The organism is Crocosphaera sp., from assembly GCF_030064895.1.
Classification (GTDB): Bacteria; Cyanobacteriota; Cyanobacteriia; order Cyanobacteriales; family Microcystaceae; genus Crocosphaera.
The window spans coordinates 24,406-39,108 of the sequence record NZ_JASJEB010000001.1 but is presented as its reverse complement, the minus strand read 5'-3'; the positions used below and the strand labels follow the sequence as shown (position 1 = coordinate 39,108).

The window sequence follows — 14,703 nt, the reverse complement described above, 5'->3', positions numbered from 1 at the left end:
TCTTGACATAAATGTAATTTCCGCTACACTGGCAAGTGTCAAAGAGTTTTAGGAAATTATTTAACTTAAATAGTCTCTTGATTAAGCTTTTGTCATTTTTTAACCTTTTTTTAACCTAATAGGAGTTTTTTTCATGCGAAAAGCCATGAAAGCAGGGATTTGTATGCTACTTTCCCTGTTGTTTGTGCTTTGACACTCCCCGACCTAAAGGTACGGGGATTCTTCAATCAACGACTCGTCTTGCTGATGCAGGATTACTCCAACAACAGTAGAGGAAAAATCTCCTGAAGCGTTCTGATCTAAGATCCAGGTTCCTGTATGCCCTACAGTACCCAAGGCTCGATTAAGAATATTTATGGCTGCGTTTTCATCCCGATCTAATTGACATCCACAAGCACAAACATGAGTCCTTGTAGATAGAGATTTTTTAACAACAGCACCACAATTAGAACAAATTTGGCTTGTATAAGCAGGATTAACTGCAACAGTTACTCTGCCCATTTTTTTGCCAAAATACTCTAACCATCTTCTAAATTGATACCAACCAGCATCATTAATAGACTTGGCTAAACAATGGTTTTTAACTAAATTTTTAATCCTCAAGTCTTCGTAGGCTACCAAATCGTTAGATTGGATTACGCAACGGGCAAGTCTCTTTGCGTGTTCTTCACGTTGCCTACTTATTTTGAGATGTTTACGACCAAGTTTATTAATGGCTTTTTTACGGTTAGTTGAGCCTTTCTTTTTACGAGAAACACGACGTTGATGAAACTTTAATCTTTTTTCTCCTTGACGATAAAATCTAGGGTTGGGTTCAGTTTGTCCCATTGAGTCAGTATAGAATTCCTTTAAACCAACATCTAAACCAATGGTTTTATGAGTTGGATGTAATTCCTCTTTGACATCAACAGAGATGCAGAATTGACAGTAATAACCATCTGCTCTACGCACCAACCTAACTCGTTTAATTGTATCTTCAGGATAAAAAGCCAAATCCCAAGTTCCAATCAACCCATTGGTTCTTGGGAAACAGCACTGATTCACCAGATTCTGGACCCCTTGAGTCCCTGGCACCCACGTTAATCATTTGGGCCCCCCAATAGAATTCGTCATTAAAAGTAGGGGTCAATTCACCGATTAATGTGCCATTAAGTAACACTTTGGTAGGCTCAACAAGCCCCTGAACACTTACCATTAATATTGAAGGCTTAGAAGTATTTGGAGGAAGGTCTTGGTCAAATTGAAACCCGCCTTGATATGGACTAGAATCAAGTTTATGGGGAATGTCCCCTAACAATACAATGAATGAAGCAGACATAGTTTCTCCTGATTTATTCAAGTAAACAATCTTTGATTACCAGAATACATTGTACATTGAATTAGAATCAAAAATTATCTTCAATCTTCACAAGAATATAAGCTATTGAATGTACCTATAATCTTAGTTGATTACTTCTCAAGAATAACTCTGTAGGGTGGGCATTGCCCACCAAACTATTTAAGCTTTAAACTGCTCTGTAATGCGTTTCATGGCTTCTTCTACGTTTTCCCGACTGTTGAAGGCAGAAATACGAAAATAACCTTCTCCGGCTGCTCCAAAACCAGATCCAGGGGTTCCTACCACATTGGTAGTTTGTAAGAGTTTATCGAAGAAATCCCAACTAGAGAGGTTATGGGGGGTTTTTAACCAGATATAAGGTGCATTTATCCCACCATACACCTCAAAACCTGCGCTAGTAAGCTTGTCACAGATGATTTTGGCATTTTCGAGGTAAAAGTCAACTAATGCCTTGATTTGGGCTTTTCCTGCTTCGGAATAGACTGCTTCTGCACCCCGTTGCACAATGTAGGAAACGCCGTTAAATTTGGTGGACTGGCGACGGTTCCACAGTTTCCATAATTCTACCTCAGATCCGTCGGCTGCTTTGGCGGTTAACTGTTTGGGAACGACAGTGAACGCGCAACGAGTACCGGTAAACCCTGCATTTTTGGAAAAGGAACGGAACTCGATGGCACAGTCTTTGGCTCCTTCTATTTCGTAGATAGAATGGGGTAAACTGTCATCGGTGATAAAGGCTTCGTAGGCAGCGTCAAAAAAGATAATGGAGTCGTTGGCTTTGGCGTAGTCTACCCAAGCTTTGAGATACTCTTTTGTTGCTGTGGCACCGGTGGGGTTGTTGGGGAAACAGAGATAAATGAGGTCAACTTTTTCTGTGGGGATGTCTGCAAGAAAGTTGTTATCTGCACTGATGGGCAAATACACTAAACCTTCATATTCTCCGTCCTTGTTTTCCCCTGTATGGCCGGCCATAACATTGGTATCTACATAAACGGGGTATACAGGGTCAGTTACAGCAATTTTGTTATTTTTGCCAAAAATGTCGAGAATGTTGCCTGAGTCGCATTTTGCACCGTCTGAGACGAATATTTCGGAGGCATCTATATCACAGCCTCTAGCTTGGAAGTCTTGGGTTGCGATTTTTTCCCGTAACCAACCGTAACCTTGTTCTGGACCGTAGCCTTTGAAGCTACTGCGATCGCCCATATCTTCTACGGCTTTGATCATAGCAGTGCGACAAGCTTCGGGCAAGGGTTCGGTGACATCCCCAATACCTAGTTTAATGATTTTGGCATCGGGGTTACTTTCGACAAAGGTGTTTACCCGTCTTGCTATTTCGGGGAAGAGGTATCCTGCTTTTAGTTTGAGATAGTTATCGTTAATGGTTGCCATATTTTGTGTCGTTACAACTGCCTTTATTTAGCTTACTCTGGTTTGTGGCCTGAATTTTTAAGATTAACTAAAATCTTCTCTGCAACGATGAAGCAATGCTAATGAAAATTTCTTGCTGCTATGGTTATAGAAAAAATGTCTATACTCATCAGTGATTTAGTTAATAAGTTTGATTATGATTGCATTATCCTAATGAGAATAGTGAGTTAATCAATGAAAACAAAAATCAGACAAGAAATTCTTGAAATATTAAACATCGATATTGATTTATTTATAAAGAAATTAAATGAAATCACTGATTCAGGAGTATTTGATGAATTTCGTGAGGATATTATTGGTTTATATTTATTAGGAAATTCCCGTAAAGAAGTAGCTCAAATTTTGTTAGGTCATACCCGTCAAAAAATAAAAGACAAAGCTAAAAGAGAAAAAAAATTATCCCAAGATATTGCTGATCCTCTTTCTAAGAATATTTATCCTAGAATAGCAAAATTAATGGGTGTTTATCAAGAAGAAATTGCTGGAGAGTGGGCTAAAATATTAAACTTTTTACTTGATCCTCAGAACAATTATAAACTTAATCCTCCTCCTCAACTGAATTATGATAATTTTCAAGGTAGTATAGGTAATCAATTTTTTATCTTTTCAGGAAGTCAAGATATAGTTCAGGATAAAATTGATGCAACAAACTTTTATCAAAGGGGTTTATTTTATCAAGCATTTCACTGTTTTGTATCAGCTTGGAATATAGAGAGAGAAAGTTATGGTTCAGGTAATCCAGAAACTTTGATTTACTTAAATAATTGCTTAATTGAAAAATATAAAAACAACTTAGAAGAACAAAAAATTAAAGTTTCTACATTAGCTGTTGTTGTTCCTTTTTATCATAATCAAGGTAAAGTTGCTACTGAAATTTTAAGAGGAATTTCTCAAATACAGTCCTATGTCAATTATTCCATCTATCAACAATTACCAGACTTAGAATATATATATGAATTTGAGGAATCATTTTTTAGACTCAATAATAATCACCAAAAAATAGTTATTAAAATTCTGATTGTTAATGAACAAAATAACATCCATTTCCCTACTAATAGAACAGCAGAAAGATTATGTGAATTATCTTCAGAATTAAATATTATTGCTGTGTTAGGTCATTATTCTTCAGAAATGACAAGACAAGCAATAACTATCTATGCAAATCATGGCATGGTATTACTGAATTTTAGTAGTACATCTAATGAACTTTCTAATTTCTCAACAGCAGAACAATTAAGCTTTTATCGACTAACAACTCAAGATAGTATTGCTGCTAGAAACTTAGTCGATCATTTGACTACAATTTATACAAATAGTGTCCCTCAAAATAGTTCTATTATTTATAATCAAAATAGTAGCTATAGTTTGTCTTATAAACAGACAATTGAAGATGCTTTACAACAAAATAAAGGTATATTTAACCACGTAGATGATTATCCTAATTTGGGGAATAGTCATAATCAAATTCGCCCCTATTTAACTGAAATAACAGAAAATAATGTTAATATTATCTTTCTGATTCCTGATGGTGGAATTGAACCTAATTCGCTGAAGAATACGGGATTTATTAGCAGGCTAAATGTCAATCATTGTTTGATTGCAGGTTCAGCAACTTTTTATCAAGAAAATGTTATTAATTGGATTGATGAACTCCATCAACTAGAATTAATTGAAAATCAAAACAGAAATATTATTGCTTGTATACCTTGGCATTTTAATAGTAATAGTAATGGTATTAATAGTAATAATCATATAGCACAAAACTTTTGTATACTTGGAAGCAACCTATGGGGAGAAAATAACTTAACTTGGAGAAGTGCGACTGCTTTTGATGCTGTGTTAACTGTTTTTAGAACTTTAGAAAGATACCCCATTAATAATCATCAAGAATTAGCAACAAATATGAATAATTTTTTGAAGATAAATCAAGAAATAATTAATGGAGTAACTGGTCAAATACAATTTTCAGAAAATGGCGATCGCCTTAATCCTCCTACAGAAATTGTTAAAATTAACTTTAATCAAAACAGACAAGAATGGGAATGGAATATTGTTTAACTATATTTATAGTTAATATTCCCTATAGTTATAGCAGACAAGTCTTTGAAGACTTGTTACTCTAACAATATGAACCAAATTCAAAGAGTAAACATCAATGAATAGTTTTCCAAATCAAACATCAACACCCCAGGAAGTTCGTGAACTGTTTAGAACAGGAGAAATTGTCAGACCTACCACTGGTTTATGTGATAACTATTTACAAGCTAATCTGGTTATTCTTCCTGAAAAATTAGCCTTCAATTTTTTACTTTTTTGTCAAAGAAATCCTAAACCTTGTCCTGTTTTGGATGTAACCGATGTAGGCAGTTCAGAACCAAAAATCGTCGCTCCAGGAGCAGATTTAAGGACAGACTTACCTCTATATCGTATTTTTAAAAATGGGGAATTAGTGGAAGAAGTAACTGATCTTCTCAACTATTGGCAGGATGATTTTGTTGCTTTTTTGCTTGGTTGTAGTTTCAGTTTTGAAGCACCAATGATAGCAGCAAATTTACCAGTCAGACACATTGAAGAAGGCAGAAATGTTCCCATGTATATTACTAATATTCCTTGTGAACCTGCTGAAAATTTTGCAGGAAATTTAGTTGTTTCTATGCGTCCTTTAACTCCAATTCAAGCAATTCAAGCGGTGGAAATTACCAGTAAATTTTCTAATGCTCATGGCGCACCCATTCATTTTGGATCTCCTGAAACAATTGGGATTAGTGACATTAATCAGCCTGATTTTGGGGATACTGTTAGCATTAATGATGACGAAGTACCAGTATTTTGGGCGTGCGGAGTAACACCACAAGTAGCTATTAGGAATAGTGGGGTTGAGTTTGCTATTACTCACTCACCAGGACATATGTTTATTACAGATATCAAAGCAAATTAGCCAATTTTTTCAACACCAATAGAAGTTATTTTAGTGTCAATTCAAAGAGAATCAATCAAGAAAATGAGTAAATTTTTTGTAGATCGTGGTGGAACTTTTACCGATATTATTGCGCTGATTAATGATGCAGAAATCATCAAAAAACTATCCCAAAAAACAGAACAATATTTAATTGTTACTTTGCCTAAAAAACAATCGATAGTTGTCTATAAATTACTTTCAGAAAATCCAGAAAGGTATCAAGATGCTGTCATTCAAGGGATTAGAAATATACTCTGTCTTGCTGATAATCAACCCATCCCAACCGAAACAATAGAAGTAGTAAAAATGGGGACAACTGTTGCTACAAATGCGTTACTAGAAAGGAAAGGCGATCGCACGGTTTTATTAATAACAAAGGGATTTAAAGACGCACTGAGAATCGGTTATCAAAACCGCCCTAATATTTTCGCTCGTCAAATAATTTTACCTTCAATGTTGTATGAATCAGTGATTGAAGTAGAAGAAAGATATGACAGTAATGGGAATGAGTTAATTACTGTAAACTTAGAAAAAGTTAGACAAGATTTACAACAAATTTATGACCAAGGAATAAGAAGCTGTGCCATTGTTTTGATGCACAGTTATCGTTATCCGAAACATGAAAATCAAGTGGCAGAAGTCGCTAAAAATATCGGTTTTACTCAAGTTTCTATTTCCCATAAAGTTAGTCCTTTAATGAAACTTGTTTCTAGAGGAGACACAACCGTAGTTGATGCTTATTTATCTCCCATTTTAAGGCGATATGTCGATCAAGTTTCTAGTCAATTACCTAACACAAAATTGATGTTCATGAAATCAGATGGAGGATTAATTGATGCTCATAAATTCCAAGGGAAAGACAGTATTTTATCTGGCCCTGCTGGTGGAATTGTTGGTGCAGTACAAACCAGTTTAAGAGCAGGTTTCAAAGAAATTGTTACCTTTGATATGGGAGGAACTTCTACCGATGTAGCACATTTTAAAGGGGAATATGAACGACAACTAGATAATGAAATAGCTGGTGCGAGAATGCGAGTTCCAGTATTAAGTATTCACACCGTTGCTGCCGGTGGTGGTTCTATTTTAAAGTTTGATGGTGCTACTTTTAAAGTAGGGCCAGAGTCCGCAGGAGCAAACCCAGGCCCTTCTTGTTACCGTCGGGGTGGTCCTTTAGCTGTCACTGATGCTAACGTTATGCTAGGAAAAATTCAGCCTCAATATTTCCCTCATATTTTCGGAAAAGAGGGTAATTTACCGTTAGATAAAAAGATAGTTAATGCTAAGTTTATCAAACTATCTCAAGAAATTTATCAAGGTACTAATCAGCAAAATACACCTGAAAAAATTGCAGCAGGTTTTATTAAAATTGCTGTAGAAAGTATGGCTAATGCTATCAAAAAAATTAGCCTACAACGAGGTTATGATGTCACTAATTATGCCTTATGTACCTTTGGAGGAGCAGGGGGTCAAGTTGCTTGTTTAATTGCTGATACTTTGGGAATTAAAACCGTATTTCTTCATCCTTATGCTGGTGGTTTAAGTGCTTATGGAATGGGTTTAGCTGATATCAGAGTTATTAAAGAAAGTGCCATTGAAAAACCTTTGAATCAAGACTTAGTTTCTGAGTTAAAATCAGTCATTAATATATTAGAAAATCAAGCTAGAAAAGAACTCGATGAACATGAATCTATTAAAGGAGAAAAAATTGTCCTTAAAGTCAGTTTAAAATATCAAGGAACTGACTCCACTTTATCAGTAGACTTTGCCGATGATGTTACAGTGATGCAAAAAAGTTTTGCAGAAGAACATCAGTTAAGATATGGTTTCACTCAACCCCAAAAAATGCTTATTTTAGAATCAATTTCTGTAGAGATTATTCAAATTATGGATAGTCCGGATGAACCTTTAATAACTCGTACTCGTCCCTTAAATGAGCTACCAAAACCCATAGAAATAGTTCCAGTATTTACAGATAATAAATGGCAAGATACTCCAATTTTTCAACGAGAAGAATTACAACCTCAAGACAATATTGAAGGGCCAGCTATTATTGTTGAAAAGATTAGTACCATTATGGTTGAACCCCATTGGAATGCAAAGTTAACTGAGTATAATCATTTAATTCTTAGTAAAAAAGATGATTATTAAGTGTGATCTTTTATTTTAGGGATTTAGTTTGGTGATAAATGTTTGTCACCAAACTATTTTTTGATTGGTTTAATTTCTTAATTTTATCCTTATAAAGTTAATCAGAGAATGGTTTGACATAGTTTGGCCATATCAAGCAGATAAGATTTGTCCTGATTCATAGATAATAGTAGTAGTTTCCAAAATGTTTTTACGACGAATCCAGTTATGACTATTTTCAATAGACCGTTTTTCAATTAGGTCTACTTTTCGTCTAATTTTTTCCTCTAGTTTGTATTGAATACCGACTAAATCAATTAAGCTTAGTTTAATTTGCGTATCGAAGACTACAAGGAAATCAATATCGCTTGTTTTGGTAAAATCTTCTCTGAGAACAGAACCAAATACCAATAATTGAAGGATATGGTTTTCTTGACAGAAATTAGTCAGTTCTAACGGTGAAATATTTAGTCTATTGAATATTTGTTTATCCATACTTTTTTCATGTGTTATATAATAGTAAATATCGTCATATATAATTATAGATTTCTATATGAATGAAGTTCCAACATACGACTCAATGATTTTACCTACCCTTGAAGCTTTACATACTTTAGGTGGCTCTGGTACTAACAAGGAAATTTACGAGCAAGTTGTACAACTTCTAAACATACCAGACGATATTCTAGAAATCTCTCATGGAAATACATCACAAAGTGAGGTTGAATATAGACTTGCATGGAGTCGAACCTATTTAAAACAATACGGACTATTAGAAAATTCATCTCGTGGTGTATGGTCTTTAGTATCAACACCTATTAATCTTAATGATATGGATGTAAAAGAGATTGTTAGGACAGTTCAAGATACCTATAAAAGTACAGATATCTCTCCAAAAACAGTAAATCATATTACCACTTTAGAAACTTTAGAAGAAGAAGAGCTTTCATGGCATCAGCAAATTCACAAAAAATTACTATCTTTAGAACCATCTGCTTTTGAACGTTTAACCCAACGTTTATTACGTGAATCTGGTTTTATTCAAGTACAAGTTACAGGTAAATCTGGTGATGGAGGAATTGATGGAGTTGGTATTGCTCGAATCAATGGCTTTTTAAGTTTTCATGTTCTCTTTCAATGTAAACGTTATCAAGGTTCAGTCTCGGCAAGTCAAATTAGAGATTTTCGAGGTGCTATGCAAGGACGGACTGATAAAGGTTTATTTATAACAACTGGAAGGTTTACTAAAGATGCTATTAAAGAGGCAACAAGAGACGGCGCACCACCCATTGATTTAATAGATGGTGAGCAATTGGTTCAACGTTTAAAAGAGTTGGGTCTTGGTGTTAAAATAACAATGATTGAGTCTATTGAAGTTGATCTAGATTGGTTTACAAATATTTAATTTTTTAAGTTATTAATGAAAACTCAAACTAAAATTATTCATGAAGGAGAATATATGGCTGAAGTTGAAGTCATGATGACTTACAGTGATGATGAATGGTCGCCTTATTTATCTATTGAAGATGCAGAAAAATTAGATGCCGTTCGTTTAGCTTTATGTCAAAATGACTTGGAAACTGCTTCTAAGCTGGCAAAAATTTATCGCCTAACACCGATTAATTGTTAGTTTAAATTCTGGATTAGGGAGTTGCAAAATCTGTAAATTGTCGATTAAACGGAGAACGAAATCCTAAAACAATATTCTCTTTAGACACTCCTAATTTTAATAACTGACTAGCAATTCCCTGTTCTGTCAAATCTCGTTGAATCCAAAACTTATTATCTTTAATATCAACATGAATAGCACAACCATAAATCTGTTTTTCCCCTTGCCATCCCACGTATAATACTAAATAATGATTGTTAATAGTATCACAAATTATCTGTGTTTCAATTTCATCATCTTGAGGATGTTTATTGGCATAATCTTGAATGATATCTTTAATTAATTGTTTATAAGTGATGGTTTCCATAAGATAATCTCTCCTTGTTGTGGATTAATTATTAGTGATTTAATAGAATAATTATCAATTACTTTTTGAATAAAGATGTCTTGAAAAAAGTTATGATAGATATCATCTCTAACAATCCCATGAACAATATCTTTAGCAGACATTAAAATTGATAGTAAACTCCATATTTAATATAGCATAGTTAAAACTATAGGTATAGAAAAATCTAATATAATTATAGTAGAGTCTTACTTCAAAATAGTATTAAACTGACAATAATCATTCAAATCTATGATTCACTATGTTAAATCTATCCCAACCAGACCCCATTTACCTCGAAATCTTCAAAAATCTCTATCAGTTTATCGCCGAACAAATGGGAATTACTCTACAAAATACAGCTTCTTCAGTTAATATTAAAGAACGTTTAGACTTCTCCTGTGCTATTTTTGATAAAAAAGGATTATTAGTCGCAAATGCACCCCATATTCCTGTACATTTAGGGAGTATGAGTGAAAGTGTTAAAAGTCTTATTCAAGATAAGAGAAATAAGCTAAAATCTGGAGATGTTTATCTATCCAACAATCCCTATAATGGGGGAACTCATTTACCTGATGTAACCGCTATTACCCCTGTTTTTGATGATAAGAATCAAGAGATTTTGTTCTATGTTGCATCTCGTGGTCATCAAGCAGATATTGGTGGAATAACACCCGGTTCTATGCCTCCTAATTCTACCTCAATTTTAGAAGAAGGTATCTTATTTGATAACTTTTTATTGGTGAAAAAAGGACAGTTTCGAGAAGAAGAAGTCAGAGATATTTTAGCGAATAATTGCTATCCTGCGAGAAACCCTGATCAAAATATTGCCGACTTCCAGGCACAAATTGCAGCCAATAAAAAAGGAGTACAAGAACTAAAAAAAATGGTCAATCAATATGGATTAGAAACGGTACAAGCTTATATGAAATTTGTTCAAAATAATGCAGAAGAATGTGTTAGAAAAGCAATTGATGTTCTAACTGATGGAGCATTTAGTTACAAAATGGATCAGGGTTCGATAATTAAGATTAAAGTAACTATTGATAATGAAAATCGGAGCGCAACGATTGACTTTACGGGAACATCTGAACAATTAAAGAGTAATTTTAATGCCCCAAAAGCTGTTACTCAGGCTGCTGTTTTATATGTGTTTCGTACCCTAGTTAATGATAGTATTCCTCTCAATGCTGGATGTTTAAAACCTCTACATTTAATCATCCCTGAAGGAAGTATGTTAAACCCTCAATATCCTGCTGCTGTGGTAGCAGGAAATGTGGAAACATCTCAAGTTATTGTTGATACTTTATATGGTGCATTGGGGGTGTTAGCTGCTTCCCAAGGAACCATGAATAACTTCACTTTTGGTAACGAAAAATATCAATACTATGAAACAATTTGTGGTGGTTCTGGTGCCGGTATTAACTTTAATGGAACTGATGCAGTACAAACCCACATGACTAACTCCCGTTTAACAGATCCAGAAGTATTAGAATTTCGTTATCCTGTGTTAGTAGAAGAATTTAAAATTAGAGAAAATAGTGGAGGAAAAGGTCAATATTCTGGAGGAAATGGTGTTATCAGAAACATAAAATTTTTAGAACCTATGACTGCTAATATTTTGTCTAGTAATCGGGTTATTTCTCCCTTTGGTTTAGCTGGTGGAGAACCAGGAAAAGTAGGAAAAAATTGGGCAAAACGGAAGGATAGAAGGGAAGAAATATTAAATAGTACCGCAAGCGTAGAAATGGACTCAGGAGATAATTTTATTATTGAAACCCCCGGAGGTGGAGGGTTTGGATCTTCTGATTTATAATAACAAAACTTTTGTGATTGTGCGCCGTTTAAGGTGGGGAAACTCCACCCCTACTTTTTCCGTAAAACCTTATTGAGATGAGCTTATCCTGCCTCTAACATAACCTAAAAACATTTCATAATCACCCTATCAAAGTCAGAATAGTCCTTCTTTTCTTATCATATTTACCTTTAAATTCAACTCTTGCTAATGAACAAATTAATGTTAGTCCTCAAATCTGGTTTATCAAAGGAAGAATTATGTGAAATCTTCGACCCAAAATTTCCTTTCATTTTAATTGAAAGTTTTGAACCAAAAGGTCTTAGTAAATGGTGGCAAACTGATCTAAAATTTCTAGGAACTAAATTTAAAAATCTATCTATTCGCCATATGATATTTGATATTCAAACTGATTTAGAAGGATTTAAAAAAATCTTTCAATTAAATACTCCACATTATTTATCTATCTACCAGTTTGACAAACCAATTCCTGACACCTTAGTACCTAGATTTTTGCCAGATAATAATAAGGAACGAATCCTCAAACAAAATGGTCTTAAACATCATTATTTGTTCAACTTTGAGTTTTTAACCATCACCAGTTTTGAAGAAGAATTTTTAACAGAAATCAAAATGAATGAAGAGAAATTTGGTGTAATAGGATAATCAAAGTTGGGAGTTTCAGTCTTGAGTTTTATCAAGAAGAGCATATAGTATAACCTTTATCAGAAATCACCTAAGTTCTTTTTTGATGATATAATTTTCTTCTACTTCTAACATGATTTTACCAGGAAAAGAAGAAGTCCGAGACTTTCTGGGTGCATCAATTAAATTAACAGTTTCTTCTATTTGTTCAAAATTTGGTTTTGTTACCATAATTTTAGCTAAAAATTGGCGTATAACTCTTCTTTGTAAAGCTAAGGGAATACCTTTTAAAAAATCTCTATTTAACTTAGAATTATTGTTATTTAATGCTCCTAATAAAATCTTCTTTGCTTCTGCTTCTAAATAGTCAGATTCTACCTTTAAAACTTCTGATGTTTGGGATAAAGTTGTTTCTACATTGGGGTTAAAATTTTCTTTTAAATAAGGTAGTAATTCCTGACGAATACGGTTACGCGCATAATCTAAATTAGCATTCGCTGCATCTTCCCAAATAGGTAAAGTAAACTGTTGACAAAACTCTAAAGTTTCCCCCCGAGAAACCTTTAATAAAGGACGCACTAAATTAATATTATTGCTTAAAGGACGTTTCCAAGTTAATGCACCCAGTCCATTACTACCAGCACCTCTAATTAAATTATATAATAATGTTTCACTGCGATCGCTTAAAGTATGACCAGTTACTATTTCCCTAAACTCATGTTCTTCTGCTATTTCAACTAAACTTTTATATCGCCATTCTCTTGCTACTGCTTCTGTTTCTTTCATTGCCTGAGTTACTTTTAAATAAAAAGGAATATTCCAATTATTAGCTAATTCTTGTACATGGTCAGCAATTCCTAAATCAGAAGACCAACCATGATCACAATGAGCAATAGCAATTTTCCAGCCCCATTTTGATTGTAAATCTATCATCAATTTGAGTAAACAAAGAGAATCTTGTCCCCCCGAAACCGCAATCAATAAGTTACTTCTTTGAGGCAAAATTAAACTATCTTTTAGGGTTTGATGTACCCTAGCATGAAGAGATGTCCACATTTTTAATAATTAATCAATTCTCATACTTAAATCTAACCAACTTGAGCGAGTAATGGTCGCACTACTAGAAATATAATCAACTCCAGTTAAAGCAACTTGTCGAAGATTATCTAGAGTAATATTCCCTGATGCTTCAATTTTTATCTGTTTATTTTCCCCCCGAATATAATCAACAGATTCTTTCATTAATGCTATATTCATGTTATCTAACATGATAATATCTGCCCCATACTTTAAAGCTTCTTTTACCTCCTCAAACTTCGTTGTTTCTACTTCAATGGTAAGAGGATAGGGAATAGTTTGACTAATAGTTTGGATGGCCTCTTGAATACTGCCAGCAGCCTTGATATGATTATCCTTTATCATCACCCCATCATCTAAACCCATACGGTGATTTTTTGCCCCTCCTACCTGGATAGCGTACTTTTCAAGTATCCGTAACCCTGGAGTTGTTTTGCGAGTGTCTACCAACTGGGTTGGTAAATCAGCTATAATTTCTGTATATTGTCGGGTCATGGTAGCAATACCGCTTAATCTCATGGCTAGGTTTAAAGCCACTCTTTCCCCCGTTAATAACCCATTTAATGGGCCGTTTAACTTAGCCACAACTTGACCAACTTTAACCCTTTGTCCCTCTTCTATGGTTGGTTTAAATTTGATATTGGGATTTAATAATTGAAAAACTCTCTCAGCAATTGGTAAACCCGCCATAACCCCTTCAGCCTTAGCAACCCAGTGGCCCGATCCAGTTTCCTCCAATCCTAAGCCATCCGTTGTGCGATCGCCTCGGCCAATGTCTTCTTGCAACCAAGACTTTAATAAAGGATCAATAATCAATGATGAAGGTATCACAATTGTTGTATTTTTTCAAGTTATTTTCTGTTTTTCATCATACCCTAGTAATTGATAACTAAATTATAAAATTGTTATAAAAGTATATAGAGCATTACAAAAATAAACAAAACAACTATCCGTCCTGCACAAAGTGCATTTTGTCTGTATTATACTTAACAATTTTCTCCCATAAATAACGATGATAACGATTATTCTCTGGGATTATTATTCATAATAATCATGGATGGTTGCATTATTAGAATAAAACCAAGTTATAAATTGATAACACGAACAGAAAAAAGAACACAATTCTAGTAGAATGTTCGTGGTAAACATAAGCCCAAACATTCCTTAAATATCATAACAATAGTTAGAAGCGTTACATCACAAACTAGCACAATACCAGTGAATTCATAGTAAATGTATAGACATTTTACTATGTAAAAGATTGATAAATACTATCAAGATCGAATTTTTGTTGTGTGAGAGATAAATCAAATATTGTGCTGAAAATGCTTGAGCA

At 34.1% G+C, this 14,703-nt stretch carries 13 protein-coding genes and 1 pseudogene; 7 read left to right on the top strand and 7 right to left on the bottom strand.

Going from position 1 to position 14,703, the window contains the following annotated elements; translation table 11 throughout:
• Nucleotides 1-204 precede the first annotated feature (204 nt).
• From QNJ66_RS00205 to QNJ66_RS00195, 3 genes and pseudogenes are all read right to left on the bottom strand, one after another.
• A pseudogene (locus QNJ66_RS00205) lies at nucleotides 205-1,011 on the bottom strand (transposase); the annotation flags it as partial.
• On the bottom strand, nucleotides 977-1,318 hold the full coding sequence (locus QNJ66_RS00200; RefSeq protein WP_300501835.1) for a hypothetical protein: 342 nt from the start codon (nucleotides 1,316-1,318) through the stop codon (nucleotides 977-979). The gene QNJ66_RS00200 and the pseudogene QNJ66_RS00205, both read right to left, overlap by 35 nt.
• 180 nt (nucleotides 1,319-1,498) lie before the next feature.
• Nucleotides 1,499-2,731, bottom strand: a complete 1,233-nt coding sequence (locus QNJ66_RS00195) for an LL-diaminopimelate aminotransferase (RefSeq protein ID WP_300501833.1) — start codon at nucleotides 2,729-2,731, stop codon at nucleotides 1,499-1,501.
• Between the two features lie 213 nt (nucleotides 2,732-2,944).
• Between QNJ66_RS00195 and QNJ66_RS00190 the strand changes: the two genes are divergently transcribed.
• From QNJ66_RS00190 to QNJ66_RS00180, 3 genes are all read left to right on the top strand, one after another.
• The gene (locus QNJ66_RS00190) at nucleotides 2,945-4,828 is read left to right on the top strand and encodes an ABC transporter substrate-binding protein (protein ID WP_300501830.1); all 1,884 of its coding nucleotides are present in this window, start codon (nucleotides 2,945-2,947) and stop codon (nucleotides 4,826-4,828) included.
• A 97-nt stretch (nucleotides 4,829-4,925) separates the two neighbouring features.
• Nucleotides 4,926-5,708 (top strand): putative hydro-lyase, encoded by a 783-nt coding sequence (locus QNJ66_RS00185; RefSeq protein WP_300501828.1) that lies wholly within the window; start codon nucleotides 4,926-4,928, stop codon nucleotides 5,706-5,708.
• A gap of 63 nt (nucleotides 5,709-5,771) precedes the next feature.
• Nucleotides 5,772-7,877, top strand: a complete 2,106-nt coding sequence (locus QNJ66_RS00180; protein ID WP_300501826.1) for a hydantoinase/oxoprolinase family protein — start codon at nucleotides 5,772-5,774, stop codon at nucleotides 7,875-7,877.
• Between the two features lie 132 nt (nucleotides 7,878-8,009).
• Here QNJ66_RS00180 and QNJ66_RS00175 read toward each other — a convergent pair whose 3' ends face one another.
• Nucleotides 8,010-8,351 carry a nucleotidyltransferase domain-containing protein gene (locus tag QNJ66_RS00175; protein WP_300501824.1) on the bottom strand — a complete coding sequence of 114 codons (342 nt, stop codon included), beginning with the start codon at nucleotides 8,349-8,351 and terminating at the stop codon, nucleotides 8,010-8,012.
• Nucleotides 8,352-8,409: 58 nt separating this feature from the next.
• Between QNJ66_RS00175 and QNJ66_RS00170 the strand changes: the two genes are divergently transcribed.
• Complete coding sequence (locus QNJ66_RS00170) at nucleotides 8,410-9,261, top strand: restriction endonuclease (RefSeq protein WP_300501822.1); 852 nt, start codon at nucleotides 8,410-8,412, stop codon at nucleotides 9,259-9,261.
• 15 nt (nucleotides 9,262-9,276) lie between these two features.
• Nucleotides 9,277-9,486, top strand: coding sequence for a hypothetical protein (locus tag QNJ66_RS00165; RefSeq protein WP_300501820.1), 210 nt, complete (start codon nucleotides 9,277-9,279; stop codon nucleotides 9,484-9,486).
• Nucleotides 9,487-9,499: 13 nt separating this feature from the next.
• On the opposite strand, the gene QNJ66_RS00160 is transcribed toward QNJ66_RS00165, so the two are convergent.
• On the bottom strand, nucleotides 9,500-9,832 hold the full coding sequence (locus tag QNJ66_RS00160) for a XisI protein (protein ID WP_300501818.1): 333 nt from the start codon (nucleotides 9,830-9,832) through the stop codon (nucleotides 9,500-9,502).
• Nucleotides 9,833-10,112: 280 nt separating this feature from the next.
• Between QNJ66_RS00160 and QNJ66_RS00155 the strand changes: the two genes are divergently transcribed.
• Nucleotides 10,113-11,666, top strand: coding sequence for a hydantoinase B/oxoprolinase family protein (locus tag QNJ66_RS00155; protein WP_300501816.1), 1,554 nt, complete (start codon nucleotides 10,113-10,115; stop codon nucleotides 11,664-11,666).
• Nucleotides 11,667-11,867: 201 nt separating this feature from the next.
• Complete coding sequence (locus QNJ66_RS00150) at nucleotides 11,868-12,311, top strand: hypothetical protein (RefSeq protein WP_300501814.1); 444 nt, start codon at nucleotides 11,868-11,870, stop codon at nucleotides 12,309-12,311.
• A gap of 66 nt (nucleotides 12,312-12,377) precedes the next feature.
• Here QNJ66_RS00150 and tilS read toward each other — a convergent pair whose 3' ends face one another.
• Together tilS and nadC are read right to left on the bottom strand one after the other, a co-directional pair.
• Nucleotides 12,378-13,346: a tRNA lysidine(34) synthetase TilS gene (gene tilS, locus QNJ66_RS00145; RefSeq protein WP_300501812.1), complete on the bottom strand. Its 969-nt coding sequence runs from the start codon at nucleotides 13,344-13,346 to the stop codon at nucleotides 12,378-12,380.
• A gap of 9 nt (nucleotides 13,347-13,355) precedes the next feature.
• A complete protein-coding gene (gene nadC, locus QNJ66_RS00140) occupies nucleotides 13,356-14,198 on the bottom strand; it encodes a carboxylating nicotinate-nucleotide diphosphorylase (RefSeq protein WP_300501810.1) in 843 nt (280 codons plus the stop codon).
• Between the last annotated feature and the right edge of the window lie 505 nt (nucleotides 14,199-14,703).

Bases quoted from the DNA above. Each gene is read 5' to 3' on its own strand.
- QNJ66_RS00200 (WP_300501835.1), bottom strand. From the start codon at position 1,318: ATGTCTGCTTCATTCATTGTATTGTTAGGGGACATTCCCCATAAACTT.
- QNJ66_RS00195 (WP_300501833.1), bottom strand. From the start codon at position 2,731: ATGGCAACCATTAACGATAACTATCTCAAACTAAAAGCAGGATACCTC.
- QNJ66_RS00190 (WP_300501830.1), top strand. From the start codon at position 2,945: ATGAAAACAAAAATCAGACAAGAAATTCTTGAAATATTAAACATCGAT.
- QNJ66_RS00185 (WP_300501828.1), top strand. From the start codon at position 4,926: ATGAATAGTTTTCCAAATCAAACATCAACACCCCAGGAAGTTCGTGAA.
- QNJ66_RS00180 (WP_300501826.1), top strand. From the start codon at position 5,772: ATGAGTAAATTTTTTGTAGATCGTGGTGGAACTTTTACCGATATTATT.
- QNJ66_RS00175 (WP_300501824.1), bottom strand. From the start codon at position 8,351: ATGGATAAACAAATATTCAATAGACTAAATATTTCACCGTTAGAACTG.
- QNJ66_RS00170 (WP_300501822.1), top strand. From the start codon at position 8,410: ATGAATGAAGTTCCAACATACGACTCAATGATTTTACCTACCCTTGAA.
- QNJ66_RS00165 (WP_300501820.1), top strand. From the start codon at position 9,277: ATGAAAACTCAAACTAAAATTATTCATGAAGGAGAATATATGGCTGAA.
- QNJ66_RS00160 (WP_300501818.1), bottom strand. From the start codon at position 9,832: ATGGAAACCATCACTTATAAACAATTAATTAAAGATATCATTCAAGAT.
- QNJ66_RS00155 (WP_300501816.1), top strand. From the start codon at position 10,113: ATGTTAAATCTATCCCAACCAGACCCCATTTACCTCGAAATCTTCAAA.
- QNJ66_RS00150 (WP_300501814.1), top strand. From the start codon at position 11,868: ATGTTAGTCCTCAAATCTGGTTTATCAAAGGAAGAATTATGTGAAATC.
- tilS (WP_300501812.1), bottom strand. From the start codon at position 13,346: ATGTGGACATCTCTTCATGCTAGGGTACATCAAACCCTAAAAGATAGT.